General features: G+C 68.8%; 18 protein-coding genes. 12 read left to right on the forward strand and 6 right to left on the reverse strand.

The features are described from left to right. Positions 1 to 206 precede the first annotated feature (206 nt). Positions 207 to 1,046, forward strand: a complete 840-nt coding sequence (locus ACH3VR_RS07425; RefSeq protein ID WP_396640111.1) for a universal stress protein — start codon at positions 207 to 209, stop codon at positions 1,044 to 1,046. Beyond that, on the forward strand, positions 1,043 to 1,501 hold the full coding sequence (locus ACH3VR_RS07430) for a hypothetical protein (protein WP_396640112.1): 459 nt from the start codon (positions 1,043 to 1,045) through the stop codon (positions 1,499 to 1,501). The genes ACH3VR_RS07425 and ACH3VR_RS07430 overlap by 4 nt, the downstream gene beginning before the upstream one ends. Here the strand turns inward: ACH3VR_RS07430 and ACH3VR_RS07435 are convergent. The 3 genes from ACH3VR_RS07435 to ACH3VR_RS07445 are packed head-to-tail and all read right to left on the reverse strand — an operon-like array spanning position 1,449 to position 4,717. Beyond that, a complete protein-coding gene (locus ACH3VR_RS07435) occupies positions 1,449 to 2,282 on the reverse strand; it encodes a universal stress protein (protein ID WP_396640113.1) in 834 nt (277 codons plus the stop codon). The two genes, ACH3VR_RS07430 and ACH3VR_RS07435, sit on opposite strands and share 53 nt — an antisense overlap. A 60-nt stretch (positions 2,283 to 2,342) precedes the next feature. Further along, positions 2,343 to 2,996, reverse strand: a complete 654-nt coding sequence (locus ACH3VR_RS07440) for a response regulator (RefSeq protein ID WP_396640114.1) — start codon at positions 2,994 to 2,996, stop codon at positions 2,343 to 2,345. Continuing rightward, positions 2,993 to 4,717: a sensor histidine kinase gene (locus ACH3VR_RS07445; protein ID WP_396640115.1), complete on the reverse strand. Its 1,725-nt coding sequence runs from the start codon at positions 4,715 to 4,717 to the stop codon at positions 2,993 to 2,995. Before ACH3VR_RS07445 ends, ACH3VR_RS07440 begins: the two co-directional genes overlap by 4 nt. A 158-nt stretch (positions 4,718 to 4,875) precedes the next feature. Here ACH3VR_RS07445 and ACH3VR_RS07450 point away from each other — a divergent pair, with 158 nt between their 5' ends. The 7 genes from ACH3VR_RS07450 (at position 4,876) to ACH3VR_RS07480 (ending at position 13,334) form a co-directional block, all read left to right on the forward strand. Further along, a complete protein-coding gene (locus tag ACH3VR_RS07450) occupies positions 4,876 to 5,835 on the forward strand; it encodes a CPBP family intramembrane glutamic endopeptidase (protein ID WP_396640116.1) in 960 nt (319 codons plus the stop codon). 16 nt (positions 5,836 to 5,851) lie between these two features. Next, the gene (locus ACH3VR_RS07455) at positions 5,852 to 7,744 is read left to right on the forward strand and encodes a heavy metal translocating P-type ATPase (RefSeq protein ID WP_396640117.1); all 1,893 of its coding nucleotides are present in this window, start codon (positions 5,852 to 5,854) and stop codon (positions 7,742 to 7,744) included. A 10-nt stretch (positions 7,745 to 7,754) separates the two neighbouring features. Further along, positions 7,755 to 10,154 carry a phosphoenolpyruvate synthase gene (gene ppsA, locus ACH3VR_RS07460; RefSeq protein WP_396640118.1) on the forward strand — a complete coding sequence of 800 codons (2,400 nt, stop codon included), beginning with the start codon at positions 7,755 to 7,757 and terminating at the stop codon, positions 10,152 to 10,154. A 25-nt stretch (positions 10,155 to 10,179) separates the two neighbouring features. Continuing rightward, complete coding sequence (locus tag ACH3VR_RS07465) at positions 10,180 to 11,163, forward strand: zinc-binding alcohol dehydrogenase family protein (protein WP_396640119.1); 984 nt, start codon at positions 10,180 to 10,182, stop codon at positions 11,161 to 11,163. Beyond that, entirely contained in the window at positions 11,163 to 11,564 is a 402-nt protein-coding gene (locus tag ACH3VR_RS07470) for a hypothetical protein (RefSeq protein WP_396640120.1), read from the forward strand. The genes ACH3VR_RS07465 and ACH3VR_RS07470 overlap by 1 nt, the downstream gene beginning before the upstream one ends. A gap of 127 nt (positions 11,565 to 11,691) precedes the next feature. After that, positions 11,692 to 12,372, forward strand: coding sequence for a response regulator transcription factor (locus tag ACH3VR_RS07475; protein ID WP_396640121.1), 681 nt, complete (start codon positions 11,692 to 11,694; stop codon positions 12,370 to 12,372). Beyond that, positions 12,369 to 13,334, forward strand: a complete 966-nt coding sequence (locus tag ACH3VR_RS07480) for a sensor histidine kinase (protein ID WP_396640122.1) — start codon at positions 12,369 to 12,371, stop codon at positions 13,332 to 13,334. Before ACH3VR_RS07475 ends, ACH3VR_RS07480 begins: the two co-directional genes overlap by 4 nt. Before the next feature lie 23 nt (positions 13,335 to 13,357). Here ACH3VR_RS07480 and ACH3VR_RS07485 read toward each other — a convergent pair whose 3' ends face one another. Then, positions 13,358 to 13,783, reverse strand: a complete 426-nt coding sequence (locus ACH3VR_RS07485; protein WP_396640123.1) for an FMN-binding protein — start codon at positions 13,781 to 13,783, stop codon at positions 13,358 to 13,360. Between the two features lie 19 nt (positions 13,784 to 13,802). Beyond that, entirely contained in the window at positions 13,803 to 15,221 is a 1,419-nt protein-coding gene (locus tag ACH3VR_RS07490; RefSeq protein ID WP_396640124.1) for a ferredoxin reductase family protein, read from the reverse strand. A 134-nt stretch (positions 15,222 to 15,355) separates the two neighbouring features. Between ACH3VR_RS07490 and ACH3VR_RS07495 the strand changes: the two genes are divergently transcribed. Genes ACH3VR_RS07495 through ACH3VR_RS07505 form a run of 3 tightly spaced genes read left to right on the forward strand, consistent with a single transcriptional unit; the run spans position 15,356 to position 17,249 of the window. Continuing rightward, positions 15,356 to 15,529 (forward strand): hypothetical protein, encoded by a 174-nt coding sequence (locus ACH3VR_RS07495; protein WP_396640125.1) that lies wholly within the window; start codon positions 15,356 to 15,358, stop codon positions 15,527 to 15,529. Beyond that, positions 15,526 to 16,257: a cytochrome b N-terminal domain-containing protein gene (locus ACH3VR_RS07500; protein WP_396640126.1), complete on the forward strand. Its 732-nt coding sequence runs from the start codon at positions 15,526 to 15,528 to the stop codon at positions 16,255 to 16,257. The genes ACH3VR_RS07495 and ACH3VR_RS07500 overlap by 4 nt, the downstream gene beginning before the upstream one ends. After that, positions 16,254 to 17,249, forward strand: coding sequence for a hypothetical protein (locus ACH3VR_RS07505; RefSeq protein WP_396640127.1), 996 nt, complete (start codon positions 16,254 to 16,256; stop codon positions 17,247 to 17,249). Before ACH3VR_RS07500 ends, ACH3VR_RS07505 begins: the two co-directional genes overlap by 4 nt. Before the next feature lie 21 nt (positions 17,250 to 17,270). Here the strand turns inward: ACH3VR_RS07505 and ACH3VR_RS07510 are convergent, their stop codons facing one another. Beyond that, positions 17,271 to 17,948, reverse strand: a complete 678-nt coding sequence (locus ACH3VR_RS07510; protein ID WP_396640128.1) for a cation transporting ATPase C-terminal domain-containing protein — start codon at positions 17,946 to 17,948, stop codon at positions 17,271 to 17,273. Between the last annotated feature and the right edge of the window lie 9 nt (positions 17,949 to 17,957).

Below are 17,957 nucleotides of genomic sequence, written 5' to 3' on the forward strand. Positions count from 1 at the left end.
TCGGTGCCGTCGGCACACTTATCGAGTTCGAGTCCGCAACATGGGGCGGTCCTCTCTCTCCTCTTCAGCGCGCACCCGATCGCGCGGCGGAGTCGGGTCGAAGGTCCCGCGACGGAGGCGGCGGGACCTTCGACCCGCCCCATACTGACGCGTGCCGCCTAGCGTCCTCGGTGAGGGCGCCGGGGAGCGCTCGGTCGGAGGTCGTCATGGAGCGCATCGTCCTCGGGTACGACGGGAGCGCCGCGGCGGTTGCTGCACTCAAATGGACAGCGGAGCGACGGGGCCGTTCGCGCGCGAAGGTCGATGTGGTCAACGTGATCTCGCCGATGACACGCGATCGGTCGCTCGGCATCGAGCAGCTTGCGGATGCGGAGACCTATCTGCGCGAGAGAGCGCCGGGGATGCCTGTGGAACTGCACCGTCTGGAAGGCGCGATGCCCGACACGCTCGGCGGTTTCGCCCGCGGGGTCGACCTGATCGTCGTCGGCATCGATCCCGGACACCTGATCCGGGCGGCGTTCGCGGGGCTGGTCCCGCTCGAACTCGCGATGGAATCGACCGTGCCGGTCTGCATGGTGCCGGCCGGCTGGGTGGAGACCGGGGGTCCGGTGACGGTCGGCGTCGCGAACGACGCGTCGTCGGATTCGGCCGTCGCGTTCGCGGCACGGCAGGCACGCCTGATGTCGACGAGCGTTCGCCTCGCGCACGCATGGTTGATGCCCACCCCCGCTCATTACGGTTCGACAGCCCTGGCACTTGCACCGGATCATGAGCTGGAACGCCATCGCGTCGTCTTGGACGATGCGATGGAGAACCTCATCGAAGGGCACCCGTCACTCGCGGTCGACGGGGAGCTCGTCCGGGACAGCCGCGCGGCCGCACTGCTGAAGTTCGCGAAGACGTCGTCGATGCTCGTGATCGGCACGCACCATCACGGCCCTCTCACGGGGGCATTGTTGGGGTCGGTCGCGCAGGAGGTGCTCTGGCGCGCGGACTGCCCGGTGTGCGTCGTGCCGAGCGACAGTCGCCGGGCGGTGCTGCAATGACCCGCGGTCTCCGGCTGACGCTCGTCACGGTGACGGCCTTCGTTGCCGTCACGGCGCTCGCGGGTGGGATCGCGTTGATTCTCGGCAGCACGGTTCCGGCGTTGAGCTCGGTGCTGGTGCCGCCCGCCGACTATCTCCGCGGCTCCCCCTTCGACAGCTACGCGGTTCCGGGCCTCACTCTGATCCTCTTCGTCGGAGCACCCCAGGCTTTGGCCGGCATCTTGACCGGAGTGCGCTGGCGGTTCGCGATGGTCGCGTGCGCGGCCGCGGGGTTCTCCTGCGCGATCTGGATCTTCGTCCAGATGATCTTCATCCCTTTCAGCCCGCTGCAGGCGGTGTACTTCGTGATCGGGATGCTGGAACTCGGGCTCGTGATGCTCGGGCTGGGTGTCCTGCGACCTCTCACGCCGCCGAAGACCGGTTCTCATCGGGAACGACGCACACGGGTGCCCTGAGGTCCCAGAGAACCTTCTGCGCCACCGATCCGGCCATCGCTCCGGAGAGCAGCCCGCGTCCGTGCGTGCCGAGCACGACCAGCGATCCCCCGGTCGTCAGGGAGCGGAGCAGGTTCGCGGCATCGTCCTCGTGGATGAGATCGCTCTCGACCGTCAGGCCCTGGTGTGTCTCTCGAGCCTTCTCCGTGGCTCGTCGCATCAGGCGTTCATGGTCGGCGCGCGTCCGGGGGGCCGTCATCACGACCAGCGATCCCGACCGGACCGGGTGCTCCTCGCTCCACGCGTGGACGATCCGAAGCGTCGAGGTCGCCTCGGCGGCTTCCGCTGCAGCGAACAGAAGCGCTGCGTCCGAGGAGTCTTCATCGACCCCCACGAACACGGGACCGTCGGCTGCGCTCCAGCCCCCGGGGACGAGGCACGTGGGCAGATGGGAGCGCACGGCCACCCGAAGCGGCATCCATCCCTTCACTGCCGTGCGTACGAGGTGCTCGCGATCGATGCCGATGACGAGCAGATCCGCACTCCGGGCGGCGTGCACGAGGGTCCCCGGCATCGTGCCGTCGACGAGGTGCGACTCGACGGCGGTTCCGGGCAGCCTCGAGCGCATGCGGGCCTCGGCATCCTCCAGACGTTCGAGCGCGCCGGTCCGATCCGAGGCGAACATGTTCGCGACGCCGACCAGGTCGATCAGCACGGGATGGCGGTGCGCGCGGTCGGTGACCCAGTCGAGGGCCGATTCCGCTCCCGGACTCCCGTCGAAGCCGATGACGATGCGTTCCATGACGGCACCTCCCGATGCGATGAGGTCACGGTAGGTCGCTCACGGGTGGGATGCCGGGCCTTAGGTCCTGTCGTCGCGCGGGTCTTCGTCCCTGTGCCCCAGCTCGAAGACGGCTGCCTGAGTGCGACGCTCCAGACCGAGCTTGTTCAGCAGGGACGAGACATAGTTCTTCACCGTCTTCTCGGCGATGCCGAGGCGATCGCCGATCTGACGGTTCGTCATGCCGTCGGCGATCAGCCGAAGGATCTGGCGTTCGCGGAGGCCGAGCGAGCCGAGTCGCGGATCGTCGGCCGCGGCATCCCGCATCCGTGTCTTCGCAGAACGCAGCGCTCCAGGGTCGAGGAGCGAGCGACCCGCCGCGACCGCTCTGATCGAGTCGATCAGCCGTGATGCGCCGATGTCCTTCAGGACGTAGCCGGCGGCACCCGCGAGCACGGCCGCGGAGACCGCTGTGTCGTCGTCGTAGGCGGTCAGGATGAGGCACGCGACAGCAGGCAGCCGCGAGCGGATGTCTCGGCAGACGTCGATGCCGCTCCCGTCGGGCAGGCGCACGTCCAGCACGGCGACATCGGGAACGGTGGCCTGGATCCGCCCCAGTGCCTGACGCGCCGTCCCGGCCTCGCCGATGACCTCCATGTCGGTCTGACCGTCGACCAGGTTCGCGAGGCCGCGCCGGACGATCTCGTGGTCGTCGACGAGGAAGACACGGATCATCCCGCCTCCTCCGGCTGAATGACGGAGGACGGCATCTCCAGCGGCGCACTCCACGTCGCCGTGGTTCCGGAGGGTCCGGAGTCGACCCAGAACCGCCCTTGGCGTGCTCGCGCCCTCTCGTCCAGATTCGCCAGGCCCCGCAGCTCGGCGTCGAGGGGGATCCCCTGGCCGTCGTCAGCGACGGTGACTGTCACACCGTCGTCGGATGCCGAAACGTCGATCGAGACGCGGTCCCCCTTCGCATGACGGAGCGCGTTGCTCAGCAGCTCGCGCCCCACGGCGACCACGTCGGTGGCCAGGCCGTCACGCACCAGGTGATCCACGGGACCGCTGAATCGGATCGCCGGCGGGCGGTGCCCGTGCGAGGAGAGCTCGCCGACGACATCGAGCAGCCGATGGCGGACAGATGCCTCGTCGCGGTGCGAGAGCGCGAAGACCACCGTCCTGATCTGATGGATGGCGTCATCGAGATGCTCGATCGCCTCGCCGATCTCGTCGCTGTCCGCGCCCGGACCCACACGCGCGGCAACGCCCTGAAGCGCGAGTCCCGTCCCGAAGAGCTGCTGGATGACGTGATCATGGAGATCCCGCGCGATACGACGACGGTCGTCCGCGATGAGCGCCCGCTGAGCGTCTTCGCGCGCACGAGCCAGCTCCAGCGCGATGCTCGCCCGAGATGCGAGGTCGTTCGCGCTCGCAACCTCGGCCGGAGAGAACCGGCTTGCTTCCGGTGGCCTGATCAGAAGAACGACACCCCACGTTCCCGCCCGCGCCTTCAGCGGCACGGCGAGCGCGGGGCCGCATGCCGCGTCCGGCCTCGAGAGGAGCGGTTCATCGGACGAGTCCGCCCGTCCCTGCGCGTGCGGGAGGGCGTCGTCGAGAACGGCGGCGACGAGCCTGGGAACCGGGTCGAGGACGGAACCCGCGATGAGTATGTCGTCGTCGCCTCGGGATGCCGCGATCCGCAGCAGATCCTCTCGCGTCGCCGTGAGGACGACCACACGCTCCGCCGCCGCGACCTCATGCAGCCGCCCCGCGAGGAGGTCGAGGACCGTGTCACTCGGGGTCGACACGATGCCGGAGGCCAGCTCGGCGGCAGCCTTCGCCCACTTCTCGCGCACTTCGGCGTCCGCGAACAGGCGCGCGTTGTCGATGGCGAATCCCGCTGTCGCGGCGAGGGCGCTCAGGAGCTGCTCGTCTTCTTCCGTGAACTCGCCGTTGCGGCGGTTCGACAGATAGAGGTTGCCGAAGACCTCGCCGCGGACCCTGACGGGAACGCCGAGGAAGCTGTGCATCGCCGGATGGTGGGGCGGGAACCCGGCCGCGCGATCGTCGAGGGCGATGTGTGCCGTCCGGATGGGGCGGGGATCGTCGATCAGAGCGCCGAGAAGGCCGTGTCTGCTGGGAAGGTCGCCGATCGCGCGCGCCTGGTCGGCCGTGAGACCGACGTAGATGAACTCCTCCAGCGCATCCTTCTCCGGTGTGAGGACGCCCATCGCGCCGTAGTCCGCCTCGACCAGCTCGGTCGCCGCCTCGACCGTCCGGCGGAGCACCTCGCGAAGATCGATCTGCTCGGCGACCGTCTGACTGGCCCGGAGCAGTGCGCGCAGTCGCCCCTGTGTGCGCATGACGCGTTCCCCCTGGGTCAGCAGGTTCGTGATCGCGTCTTCGAGATCTGCCCGCGGCCCGTCCGGGAAGGAGAGCGAATCGGTCTCGGACACAGCGTCCACCTTCCGCAGTCGCCGGCAAGTGCCAGATTAGGCGCCGCCGCGTTGCATCGCCACTGGCAAGGAGCGGCCGTCGTCCGAGTGAAGGGGACTTTCGTCCCCCGTGATGAACGGCGCCGGGAGTGTGCTGGAGGCTGAAGGAGACCTTGCACATGACCGACTCCGAGCAGTCGTTCTCCCGACAGTGGGCGCCGCGCGGCGGCTTCGCCACCGAAGCGATGTCCGTGCCCCCGCGACGTTCCCGACGCGCGACCGAGGCGGTCGCCTGGACGGTCACAGTGGCGACGAGCACGATCCCCGTCATCCTGTGGATGCAGTTCACGGGCCGGTCTCCGGCGTGGCTCCCCTGGGCTCAGGTCGCTGTCGCTGCCCTCATCGGGATCTCGTCAATCTGGTGGGTGCCGGCCCGACCGCTCTGGAGATTCGCGCTTTCGATGGCGATCCTGACTGTCCTGGTCGAGACGATGCCGCAGCTGGCCTCCGCCGTGCAGCCGTTCGCCCAGGCGGCGGGGCAGCCGGCCTTCGTCTCGCGGATGATCGTCGAGCAGGGAGCGAAGCTGATCGGTGCGGCATTCATGATCTGCCTCCTCCTCCTCTTGGGGCTGCATCGGCGGCAGTTCTACCTGAGTGTGGGAGACCTCGATGCGCGCATCCGCCCCGTGCCGCTCCTCGGCTTCCCGCGTGCCGACCGGTGGGCGCGGTTCGGACTGATCTGGGGTGTCGGCATCGCGGCAGTGCTGTTCGCCGTCGAGTGGCTGGTCTTCCATCCCACCGGCGCACAGCTCGTCGGCATGCTGCCGATGATCCCCGCGATCGTCCTGTTCGCCGCACTCAACGCGTTCAGCGAGGAGATGACTTATCGGGCGCCGATGATCGCCACGCTCGGTCCGGCCGTGGACGCCCGCTCGGCGCTGTGGCAGTCGGCGTTCTTCTTCGGAGTCGCGCACTACTTCGGCGTTCCCGGCGGGATGATGGGTGCCGTCGCCGCGATCTTCATGGGATGGATCCTCGGAAAGGCGATGATCGAGACCCGGGGCCTGTTCTGGCCGTGGCTCATCCACGTCCTGAGCGACATCGCGATCTTCACGTTCATCGCCATGGCAATGGATTGAGTGAGGTGCCTTCGCGATGAGGTCATGGATGCGCCGCTACGGGATCATCTGCGCCACACTGCTCGTCCTCGGGAGCGTCCTCGCCCTGTCTGTTGCCGGGGCGGACGCGACAGCTCGCGGTCTCGCGATCGGCTATGTCACGCTGTTCGTCGCCTGGACGATCGCGCGCATGGTCCGGGATGTGCTGCGCGGGCACGTAGGGCTGGACGTGCTCGCGATCGTGGCGATGGTCGCCACCCTTGCCGTCGGCGAGTACGTGGCCGCGCTCATCATCGTTCTCATGCTGGCGGGCGGCGAGGCGCTCGAGGACTTCGCCGCGCGGCGGGCGCGCCGCGACCTGACGGCGCTTCTCGACCGCTCCCCGCGCGTCGCCCACCGTCTGCCAGACGATGGCCCGGACGCCTTGGCGGACATCCCAGTGGAGGAGGTCGAGATCGGCGACGTGCTGCTTGTCCGACCTGCCGAGATCGTGCCGGTGGATGGTGTCCTCCTGGGTCCGGAGGCGAGCTTCGACGAGTCCTCCCTGACGGGCGAGAGCATGCCCGTGACCCGGTCTCCCGGCGACGAGCTGATGTCCGGCGCTGTCAACGGCACGCAGGTCGTCCGCATGAGGGCGACGCGCCGGAGTCGCGACAGCCAGTATCAGCAGATCGTGGCGCTCGTCCGTGAGGCCGAGTCATCCAGGGCGCCGGTCGTCCGTCTCGCCGACAGGTTCGCGATCCCGTTCACGGCCGTCTCCCTGACGATCGCGGGGCTGGCATGGCTGGTGTCGGGCGACGCGACCCGATTCGCTGAGGTGCTCGTGCTCGCAACGCCCTGCCCCCTCCTGATCGCCGCCCCGGTCGCCTTCGTCAGCGGGATGTCGCGAGCAGCACGTGCGGGAATCGTGGTGAAGGACGGCTCCGCGATCGAGAACCTTTCGCGCATCGTCTCGGCGGCCTTCGACAAGACGGGAACCCTGACGCGCGGCCGAGCTGCACTCGTCGAGGTGCGGCCCGCACGGGGAGGTGACTCCGACGAACTCCTGCGTCTCGCGGCCTCCGCCGAGCAGTACTCGACACATGCCCTCGCGGATGGAGTGCGGCGGGCCGCCGACGCGCGAGGACTCCAGCTCGTGGGCGCCACCGACGCGAGCGAGATCGCGACGAACGGCGTGACGGCAGACATCTCCGGACGCTCGGTGACGGTCGGCAAGCACGATTTCGTCGCGCGGCTCGTCGGCGATATCCCGACCGCGCGAACGACGTCGGGTCAGGCTGCGGCCTACGTGGCGATCGACGGAAACTTCGCGGGGACCCTCATGCTCTCGGATCGCCCGAGGCCGGAGGCCGCGGCCGTCGTGCGATGGCTCCGCGAGCACGGCATCCCCCGTGTGGCGATGCTCACCGGCGACGGCGGGTCGACGGCCGACTCGATCGGCGCCGAGGTCGGGATCGACGAGATCTACGCCGATCTGCTGCCCACCGAGAAGATCCATCTCGCCGGCGGGCTTCAGCCCCGCCCCGTCATGATGGTCGGTGACGGCGTGAACGACGCGCCCGTCCTGGCCGCCGCCGATGTCGGTGTCGCGATGGGCGCGAAAGGTGCGACGGCGGCAGGCGAGGCGGCCGACGTCGTCGTACTGGTCGACTCGCTCGCGAAGGTCGCGGAGGCTGTCTCGATCGGCCGGCGCACCATGCAGGTGGCGCTGACGGCGATCTGGATCGGCATCGGCGCGAGCATCGGGCTGATGCTCGTCGCGACGACTGGTCTGATCCCCGCCATCGCGGGGGCGCTCATCCAGGAGGTGGTCGACCTCACGACGATCCTGTTCGCACTCAGGGCGTTGCGGGGGCCGACACCGGACCTCGGCGATCACGGGCACGGATCACGGGACCTTCGGCCCGCTCCGATCGCTCGGAAGGCATGAGTCTGGCCGCATGACACAACGCTCGACTCTGCCGTTCCGTGAGATCACCATGGCGGATCTTCCCCAGGTCGGGGGTAAGAACGCCTCGCTCGGCGAGATGATCGGCACCCTCTCGCGCGCCGGTGTACGCGTGCCCGAGGGCTTCGCCACCACGGCCGATGCCTTCCGGGAGTTCCTGCGACACGAGGACCTCGACCGGCGCATCCAGACCGCGATCGCCTCCCTCGACGTCGAGGACGTCGCAGACCTGGCTGAGACGGCCGGAGCCATCCGCGAGTGGGTCCGCGCCCAACCGTTCCCCGAGAACCTCGCGCGCGACATCCGTGCCGCGTATGACGCGCTCGGCGGCGCCGAGGACGGCTCCTCCGAAGTGACGTGGGCGGTCAGGTCGTCGGCGACGGCCGAGGACCTCCCGGATGCCTCGTTCGCGGGGCAGCAGGAGACGTATCTGCATATCGCGGGCATCGAGAACGTCCTGGATGCCGTCCGCGACGTCTTCGCGTCGCTCTATACGGATCGGGCCATCGTCTACCGGGCCGAGCACGGGTTCGCCGGCGAGGCGGTGGCCATCTCTGCGGGGATCCAGCGGATGGTGCGATCGGATGTCGGGTCGTCGGGCGTGATGTTCACCGTCGACACCGAGTCCGGCTTCGACGACGTGGTGGTCGTCACGAGCGCCTACGGTCTCGGCGAGACCATCGTGCAGGGCGCCGTCAATCCCGACGAGTTCTGCGTCTACAAGCCGGCCCTCCGCGCGGGACGGCCGGCCATCGTCAAGCGCGAGGTCGGATCGAAGGCGATCGCGATGCGGTTCGGGGAGAGCACCCGCGCAGGTGCGAGCACTGTCACGGTGGAGGTACCCGGAGCCGAGCGCGCACGCTTCAGCATCACCGACGCCGACGTCGAAGAGCTCGCACGCGCGGCGCTCGTCATCGAGGCGCACTACGGCAGGCCGATGGACATCGAGTGGGCCCGCGACGGGGTCGACGGCTCGCTGTACATCGTGCAGGCCCGTCCCGAGACGACGGTCGCGCGTCACGACAGGCGCGTCGTCCAGAGATACGTGCTGCACGAGCGCGGCGAAGTGCTCGGCAGAGGCCGCGCGGTGGGCGCGAAGATCGGTGCGGGCCGCGCGCGGGTCATGCACGACCTCACCGAGATGCACCTCTTCGAAGAGGGCGACGTGCTCGTCGCCGACCGCACCGATCCCGACTGGGAGCCGATCATGCGGCGGGCCGCCGCGATCGTGACTGACCGTGGCGGACGGACCTGCCACGCCGCCATCGTCGCCCGAGAGCTCGGCATCCCCGCCGTCGTCGGCACCCTCGACGGGACCGCGACCCTCCCCGACGGCCAGAGCGTCACCGTCTCCTGCGCGGAAGGCGACGAAGGTCTGGTGTATCGCGGAGCGCTGGGGTTCCACATCGACGAGACGGTGGTCGACGCGCTTCCCGAGCTCCCGGTCGAGGTCATGCTCAATGTCGCCGTGCCCGATCAGGCCTTCTCGCTCGCACAGCTGCCCAACCACGGGGTCGGGCTCGCACGACTCGAGTTCATCGTCAGCACGATGGTCGGCATCCACCCTCGCGCTCTCGCCGAAGTCGACGCGCTCTCCGACGATCTGCGCCGGGAGGTGCTGGCGCGGACGGCGGCGTACGCGTCGCCGCGCGACTACTTCGTGCGACGGGTCGCCGAAGGGGTCTCCAGCATCGCAGCCGCCTTCGCACCGAAGCCCGTCATCGTGCGGCTGAGCGATTTCAAGACCAACGAATACGCCGGCCTCCTCGGCGGAGAGCTCTTCGAGCCGCACGAGGAGAACCCGATGCTCGGGTGGCGCGGCGCCTCGCGCTATGCCAGTCCCGGCTTCGCGGCCTGCTTCGCGATGGAATGCGAAGCGCTGGCGCACGTACGCGCCGCGATGGGGCTCACCAACCTGCAGGTCATGATCCCCTTCGTGCGGACGCCGCAGGAGGCAGAGGACGCACTGGCCGCGATGGAGCGCAACGGACTTCGCCGCGGTGAGAACGGGCTGCAGGTCATGATGATGTGCGAGATCCCCTCGAACGCCCTGCGCGCGGATGCGTTCCTCGACCTGTTCGACGGGTTCTCCATCGGATCGAACGACCTCACTCAGCTGACGCTCGGCGTGGATCGCGACTCCGAGCTCGTCGCGGCGGCCTTCGACGAGCGCGACCCCGCAGTCCTCGATCTCCTCGACCGCGCGATCGGCGCCTGCAACAGGCGCGGCAAGTACGTCGGCATCTGCGGGCAGGGGCCTTCCGACCATCCGGACTTCGCCGCGTGGCTCATGGAACGGGGCATCCGCTCGATGTCGCTGAATCCGGATGCCGTGATCGCGACGTGGCTCCAGCTGGCGGAGCGGGCACCGGCTACGGCTGCCGTGTCCTGACGATCCGGCGAGCGGAGAGCCGTTCATGAAGGCCTGGGTGACGCCGGCTCACGGTGAACTCGTCATGACCGAGCGCCCCGATCCCTCGCCGGGCGATCGGGAGGTGATGATCGAGGTCGAGGCGTGCGGGATCTGCCGCACCGACCTCCACGTGATCGATCGCGAACTTCCCGAGCACCGGCCGTCTGTGATCCCGGGCCATCAGATCGTCGGCACGGTGGCCGATACAGGCGCCGACGTCCGGCGAGCACGCAGAGGGGATCGCGTCGGCATCGCCTGGCTGCGATCGACGTGCGGAGTCTGCGCGTGGTGCATGCAGGGGCGTGAGAATCTGTGTCCGTCGTCGACCTACACGGGGTGGGACGAGGACGGGGGCTTCGCCGAGTACGCCGTCGCGCACGAGGCGTTCGCGTATGCGCTGCGCACGGATGCCCCACCCGCTCAGGTCGCGCCGCTCCTGTGCGCCGGAATCATCGGGTACCGCGCTCTGAGCCGCGCAGCGCTTCCTCCTGGCGGCAGCCTGGGTCTCTACGGTTTCGGTTCGAGCGCGCATCTGGCCGCGCAGGTCGCCGCGGCGGCCGGCGCGCGCGTCTTCGTCCTGACGCGCGGCGAGGAGAACCGCAGACTCGCGCGTGAGCTCGGTGCGCAGTTCGTCGGCGATGAACGGGCCGAACCGCCGGAGCCGCTCGACTCGGCGATCGTCTTCGCGCCGGCGGGCGAGCTCGTGCCGCTCGCACTTCGAGCGACGACCCGCGGCGGCACTGTCGTCCTCGCCGGAATCCATATGACGGACGTGCCCACGCTCGACTACTCGGCAGACCTCTTCTACGAGCGCGACCTGAGGACGGTCACCGCCAACACGCGCGCCGACGGTGCAGCGTTCCTTCGTCTCGCCGAGACGCTCAGGCTCGCGCCGACGGTTCGCGAATACGCCTTCGAGGACGTGCATGCCGCGATCGACGATCTCCGGTCCGGCCGGGCCCGTGGCTCACTCGTGATGGTGCGCTGATGGACAGTACGATCCGCCCGCTCATGCGACCCTCCACAACGGCGACGGAGTGGGCCGGCTGGCCACCGGCGGTGCGCATCACGGTCGCGATTGCGCTCTTCGCGACTCTTCTGCTCTCCATCGGCGTGGCTCAGTGGCTCGTGCTCCGCCGCGTCGTGGCCCATGCGTGGTGGTGGATCGTCGGCACTTCGCTCGGATGGATCGCGGGGCTGGCCGCCTTCTTCGCGGTGGCGCCTCCCCTCTGGCAGGAAGGCCAGCCGATGCCGATCGCCCTGCTCGTCGGCGTCCTCGCCGGAGCACTCATGGCTGTCGCGATGGCGACGGCGACGGGACTCACTTGGCTGCGTCTCCTCAAAGCGCAGCCCCGACGCCGTCGGCCGGACGAGGTCGCGATCGCCTGAGTGCCCGGATGCCGGCATCCCACCGACCCCTCGAGCCGCGGAGGTCGGATTCTTGGTCCTGCCTCAGTGCTTTCCTGGTTGACTCGCTTCGATGCCGATGTACGGAGATCGGTCGAGGGAGGTGTCTGTGCACGACGCTCCACGCGACGCCCTTCCGCGACTTCTGTACGTCGAAGACGACGAGGTGATCGCCGAGATGGCGGTGGACGTCCTCAGCGAGAGCTACCGCGTCGAGCACGTCGCCGACGGCCGCCTCGCGAAGGATCGCGTCCTCAGCGAAAGGTTCGACGTCATCGTGATCGACCGCCGGCTGCCGGGGCTCGACGGGATGGACCTCGTCCGGGCGATCCGCACGGCGCACATCACCACGCCCGTGCTTCTGTTCACGGCCCTCGGATCGGTCGCTGATCGTGTGGAGGGACTGGATGCCGGGGCCAACGACTACCTCGTGAAGCCGTTCGACTACGACGAGCTGGTCGCACGGCTGAGATCGCTCGTCCGCGGCTACCGCATCGCGGGGGAACGCCGCGAGATCGGGGAATGGGTGTTCGTCCCGGCATCCGCGGCGCTCTACGGGCCCGCCGGCGGCCGCGTCGCGCTGACGGCCACAGAGGTGAGGCTCTTGTCGGTGCTCTCGGAGAGCCCGGACCATGTGTTCTCGCGCGAGGAGCTCCTCGGCACGGCCTTCTCGTCCGACGACTCGCTCAACTCGGTCGACACCTACGTGCATTACATCCGCCGCAAGTCGGCGCCCGAGATCATCGAGACGGTGCGCGGACGCGGCTACCGTGCGGCGTCGCCCCTATGAGCGCCTCCACCGACCGAGTGCGCGTGCAGCGATCCGCGCTGCGAGTCGGCATTCTGGTCGCCGCCGGGTCGGCGGTCGTGATTGCAGCGGGTGTGGGAGTGCTCGTGCTGGTCCTGCTCGTCGCCGGCCGGCCAGAGGGCGGGCGCGAGAACGAACCGGGAGAGGCGGTCGGCGACCACATCGTCGTAGATGTCGACCGGGTGCTCCCCGTCGTACTCCTGCTCGGGGTGATCGGCGTCGTCCTGCTCGGGCTCATCGCCTGGCTCGCCGCACGATGGGCCGTGCTGCCGCTCGCCGAGGCTTTGCGGCTGCAGCGCAGCTTCGTGGCCGACGCGAGCCATGAGCTTCGCACGCCGCTCACGGCCCTCACGAGCCGGATCCAGATCCTTCAGCGCCGGCACGCCGCAGGCAGACCGCTCGACCCGACGATCGAGGCGCTGCGCACAGATGCGCGGGTGCTCGACGAGGTGCTCACCGACATGCTCCTGGGCGCGGAGGGCGCGGACTCCGGCGACGCCCACGCGGACATTGAGGGATGCCTCACCTCGGCGCTCGCGACGCTCGAACCGCTCGCCCGGGATGCGGGTGTCACGCTCGTCAGCGACGTCGAGTCCCCCATGGTCGCCCGGATCCCGCCCGTCACCTTGTCACGCCTGTGCGTCGCGCTCGTCGACAACGCCGTGCAGCATTCGCCCTCCGGATCGACGGTGTCCGTCGTCGCGATGCGTGCCGGCCGAATGGTCGAGATCCGGGTCACGGATGCGGGCGGCGGGGTCGATCCCGCCGACCGGGATCGGATCTTCGAGCGCTTCGCCCGGGCCGGTGAGTCGGGTCGCCGACGCGGATTCGGTCTCGGCCTCGCGCTCGTGCGGGAGACGGCCGTGCGGTACGGCGGATCGGCGCGGCTCGAGTCGACGTCAGCGGTCGGCTCGACATTCGTTCTCGTTCTGCCGCCCGGCTGACGGGGCGAATCGCGGCTCGAGACTCACTGGCCCGCCCGGTCGAGCGCGGACTGCAGCGACTGGACGTAGCCGTTGCTCGTGAAAGTCGCGCCCGACACCATGTCGAGATGCGAGCTCTGCGCAGAGAGGGTCTCGGAGACGAGCCGCGGGATCGCGAACGAGTTGATCCGCCGGTCCGTGCCGTTGCCGTCCGGGTACACCGGCACGTCCACGGCCGTGATCTTGCCGCCCGAGACGGTGATCTTCACGTCCACCGGCCCGTACCGCGTGTTCACGGATCCGCCGTCGAAGGTGCCGTCCTTCAGCGTTCCGGATCCGCTCGAAGACCCCGGGGTCTGGCCCCCGGTGGCGGGGATCGTAGCGGGCGATGCATCCAGTGACGTGCGGTAGCTGAACAGTGCCACCAGGCCGGCGATGGTGGCCAGGATGCCGAAGACGATCTTCCTCATGATTTGCTCCTCCCGCCGGTCAGACGGCGAACGCCTCACTGTGGATGCGGCGATCCGGAACGCCTGCGCCGATCAGATCCGCCTTCACCGCATCCATCCACGGTGCCGGTCCGCACAGGAACACGTCGTAGTCCTCGAGATCCGGTGCGAGCCGCCGGAGGAGGTCGGGTCCTGCCCAGGCGGCGTGGGACGCCGGGAGCCACGTGGCGCGGGTCCGGTCGCGAGGTCCGTTGAGCAGGTAGTGCCGCAGTCGCCTGGTCGTGATGAGCCGGCTGATCTCGTCGAGTCGCATGCCGTCGGCGTCGTCATGATCGCGGGTGATCAGCACGGCGTCTCCGGGGGCGTATGCCTCCGACGCGAGCAGCGCGGTCAGAGGGGCGACACCGGCGCCCGCGCCGATCATGAGGAGCTTGCGCGTGCTGCGGACATCTCCGGTCATCGTGCCGTACGGGCCTTCGAAGAGGACGCGGATGCCGGGGCGCAGCCGGGTCAGGTGCTTCGTGCCGTCGCCGACGATCTTGGCCGAGATGACGAACTCATCACCGATCGGTGCCGACGCGAGCGAGTAGGGATGTCCGCGGGTCCAGCCTGGGCCGTCGAGGAAGCGCCACACGAAGAACTGTCCGGCCCGCGCGTCGAGCCTCTCGAGGCCGCGGCCCCGCATCCGCACGCTCACACCGTTGCGCCCGTCGGGCACGACCGAGACGACCCTGACGCCGTGGCGCAGCGACCGCCACAGCGGCAGGCCGACCCGGAATACGAGAACGGATGCCGCGACGATCGCCCACAGCGTCCACCAGTAGAAGGTGGCCGCGGGATTCTGCACGAAGTCCGCACCCGTCCACAGCATGTGCGGGATCGCCAGGCCGACGCCGAGGTAGCCGTACAGGTGGAGCAGGTGCCAGGACTCATAGCGGAGCCGGCGACGGGCTCGGCGGATCGAGGTCACGACGACCATCACGAGCAGGCCCGTGCCCGCCGTCGCCAGGAGCATCCCCGGGTAGTCCCACACGAACTGCCAGAGCTGCACGAACGGATTGATCGCGGCCTGCGCGGCATACCCCAGCACCAGGAGCACGATGTGGGCGACGAGGAGCCAGAAGGACCAGAACCCCACGAGCCGATGCATCCGCGTGATGTCATCCCGCCCGAATCCCCGCTCGAACAGCGGCACGCGGGCCATCAGCAGCACCTGATAGAGCAGCAGGTTCGCCGAGACGAGCCCGGTGAGGCGGCCGAGGGAGTTGAGCATCTCGGCATCGAACCCCACGAGGGCCTGGACGCCGGCACCCGAGACCCACAGCGCGACGACGAACAGGCTCGTGCCCCAGATCACGACGGTCGCTGCAAGATGCCAGAGCGCCCGACGGGATCGGCGAGTTTGCCGACCGCCGGGGGCGGAGTTCAGGGCGGTTCGTCGGCCGGCAACGGAGGTCATGCGTCGATGCTCGGGACCCGGCACCCAGACAGAGCCAAGAATTCCCCGTTCTCAGAAACTCCATAGCAACCGCGAAAGCGCCGTGTCCGTCGACAGGACCTTCGTCCCGGACGTCCAAGATCGCGCGACCTACCGTGACGACGAAAGAGGAGGTCATCGTGGTCATCGTCGCAAGTGCGCCGGGGATCTACCTCGGCTGGAGTCCTTACACCATCCAGCTCGGCAATCTCATCGTCATCCTGACCATGCTCGTGCTGTTCGCCCTCGCGCTGCTGCTGCCGTTCCCGAAACCGAGGCGCCGCAGATGAGCATCAAGGAGCCGCCGGCCCCACCGTCGGCACAGCACCACGAACAACCCGCGCAACGTCCGGGTCAGCCGGACGGCGATGACATCTACACCTGGACGGGACGCGCTCGTGGCTGGCTCCTCAAGCGCCTCCCTCCGGACCGGCTGCTGCCGCAGGAGCAGCCGAGCTATGTCGCCTCCTGGATCTACGTGTTCGGGATGCTGTCCCTCACGTCGCTGGCGGTCGTCATCGCGTCCGGATTCGTGCTCGCCCTGAACGGACCGAACTGGTATCACCTGTCCAGCCTCGGGAGATTCACGAACAGCGTGCATCTGTGGAGCGTCGAACTGTTCTTCCTCCTGATGGTGGTGCACCTCTGGGGCAAGTACTGGATGGCGGCATGGCGGGGCGGCCGCGTCCTCACCTGGATCACCGGTGTGATCGCGTTCGCCGTCTCCATCGGCGCCGCGTTCACGGGCTATCTCCTCCAGACGAACTTCGACTCGCAGTGGATCGCCTTCGAGGCCAAGGACGCGCTCAATGCGGTCGGCATCGGGGCATGGTTCAACGTGGCCGATCTGGGGCAGATGTTCGCGTGGCACATCGTCCTCCTCCCGCTCGGCGTGGGCGCCATCGTCGTGCTGCACGTGCTGCTGGTGCGCATGCACGGCGTCGTGCCGCCCATCGACGCGAAGGAGACGGACGACCAGCTCCTGCATCCCCGGAATGAATCGCAGGAATCGCGATGAACCGCATATCGAGCATGACCTGGCGCGCACGGGGCGACCTGTTCAGCGAGCCGTGGCGAGGCCGCGTCCGCGACTACGACCTCATCAAGGAGGTCACGATCGGATTCCTGGTCGTCGGCGCTCTGACACTCGTGCTCGCCGCAATCTTCGGTTCCCCCGATGAGCCGAGTGCGACGTTCGCCTCCTGGTCTGCGCACGACCCTGTGGACTTCGCCACGACGGCGACGGCAGAGCTCGCAGGCACCAGCGACACCGCCCAATACGGACCGCCGTACGACAGCACGGCCGACGCCACTCAGACCCTCGGCCCGCTCGACCTGCAGAGCCTGTCCGGGGTCCGCATCCCCATCGACACCGCTGACGCGTTCGTGATCGCCCCACTCACGACGCTCGCCAGTGCGGCCCCGGAGGTCGCGCAATGGACGGCCGCCACCGATGCGCAGCGGACGGCCTGGATCGACGCCTACGCGAAGGCGCTCACCGCCGACCAGGGGTCGAGGCTCCCCGATTCAGCATCCGGCGACTACGGCCCGGTTCCCGGCCTCATCACCGCGATTACCGAAATGGCACGCAGCGGCGCACTCGACGGTGCGCTTGCCGCGCAGAGCGGGTTCTACGGACTGGACTACACCCCGGCCATCCTCTTCCTGGGCGACGGGCAGTATTTCCAGAACCTCGCGGCCGCCCCGCATCTGACCGGAGACCAGTGGGGCATGATGAACGAGACCGGCAATACGCCCGGGCAATCCTGGCTCTGGCTGTTCTCGCTGTTCTATCAGGTGCCACCCTTCTCATCGGCAGCCAACGCCGACCTGGTGATCGTCCTCATCATGGGAGTGCTCACCGTCCTGCTCGCGATCCTGCCGTTCATCCCCGGGCTGCGGACCATTCCGCGATGGATCCCGCTGCACCGGGTCGTCTGGCGCGACTACTACCGAGCCGCCGGCGGCGCGCAGGAACAGGCGCAGTCTTCGGTGCGCCGTTCGGCCTGACCGGCTGCTCTCCGTCGGGCCCTATGACGTCGTCTCGGTGATCGCGGTTTCGACAGAGCGCCGCGCCTCGCGCCGACGGGCGATCCACCGCCACACTTCGTCGGCTCCCCAGACGATCACCGGGCAGGGGATCAGGAGCGCGATGACCCAGGCGGGCAGCGGAGCGGTCCCGAAGACGATCTGGAGGAACGGGAGATAACAGAGCGCCGCGACGAAGATCAGCTCGACTCCGATCGCGCCCAGGAGCGGCCGGTTGGTGAACAATCCGAGCGTGCGCAGCGACGCGCGCTCCGTCCGAGCGGCGAAGGCCGTGCCGACCTGGCAGGCGACGATGGTCGCGAAGGTGGCGGTGGTCGCTTGCAGGTAGGTGCCGTGTAGCGCGTCGCCCTGCCCGACGGGAGCGCCAGGGAACCAGCCACCAGCGAACAGCACCGCGAAGTACACCGCCAGAGCCAGGACAGCCGAGATGCTGCCCATCAGAACCCACGCACGGAACAGCAATCGGCGAGTGATCAGCTGCTCGCTTCGCGGGCGGGGTCGGCGGCTCATGAGGTCAGGCTCGCCCTTCTCACGTGCGAGCGCGAGAGCCGGGAGGATCTCGGTTCCGAGATCGATGGCGAGGATCTGGAGAACGGTGAGCGGAAGGGGAACGAGTCCACCGGAGAGCGCGAAGACGACGAACGGAACGACCTCGGGCACGGCGTGCAC

Source organism: Microbacterium alkaliflavum (genome assembly GCF_044325405.1).
Lineage (GTDB): Bacteria > Actinomycetota > Actinomycetes > Actinomycetales > Microbacteriaceae > Microbacterium > Microbacterium alkaliflavum.

Coding starts and splice junctions, on each gene's coding strand:
- ACH3VR_RS07490 (WP_396640124.1), bottom strand. CDS start 15,221: ATGACCTCCGTTGCCGGCCGACGAACCGCCCTGAACTCCGCCCCCGGC.
- ACH3VR_RS07435 (WP_396640113.1), bottom strand. CDS start 2,282: ATGGAACGCATCGTCATCGGCTTCGACGGGAGTCCGGGAGCGGAATCG.
- ACH3VR_RS07500 (WP_396640126.1), top strand. CDS start 15,526: ATGAGCATCAAGGAGCCGCCGGCCCCACCGTCGGCACAGCACCACGAA.
- ACH3VR_RS07485 (WP_396640123.1), bottom strand. CDS start 13,783: ATGAGGAAGATCGTCTTCGGCATCCTGGCCACCATCGCCGGCCTGGTG.
- ACH3VR_RS07505 (WP_396640127.1), top strand. CDS start 16,254: ATGAACCGCATATCGAGCATGACCTGGCGCGCACGGGGCGACCTGTTC.
- ppsA (WP_396640118.1), top strand. CDS start 7,755: ATGACACAACGCTCGACTCTGCCGTTCCGTGAGATCACCATGGCGGAT.
- ACH3VR_RS07470 (WP_396640120.1), top strand. CDS start 11,163: ATGGACAGTACGATCCGCCCGCTCATGCGACCCTCCACAACGGCGACG.
- ACH3VR_RS07480 (WP_396640122.1), top strand. CDS start 12,369: ATGAGCGCCTCCACCGACCGAGTGCGCGTGCAGCGATCCGCGCTGCGA.
- ACH3VR_RS07430 (WP_396640112.1), top strand. CDS start 1,043: ATGACCCGCGGTCTCCGGCTGACGCTCGTCACGGTGACGGCCTTCGTT.
- ACH3VR_RS07465 (WP_396640119.1), top strand. CDS start 10,180: ATGAAGGCCTGGGTGACGCCGGCTCACGGTGAACTCGTCATGACCGAG.
- ACH3VR_RS07450 (WP_396640116.1), top strand. CDS start 4,876: ATGACCGACTCCGAGCAGTCGTTCTCCCGACAGTGGGCGCCGCGCGGC.
- ACH3VR_RS07425 (WP_396640111.1), top strand. CDS start 207: ATGGAGCGCATCGTCCTCGGGTACGACGGGAGCGCCGCGGCGGTTGCT.
- ACH3VR_RS07455 (WP_396640117.1), top strand. CDS start 5,852: ATGAGGTCATGGATGCGCCGCTACGGGATCATCTGCGCCACACTGCTC.
- ACH3VR_RS07440 (WP_396640114.1), bottom strand. CDS start 2,996: ATGATCCGTGTCTTCCTCGTCGACGACCACGAGATCGTCCGGCGCGGC.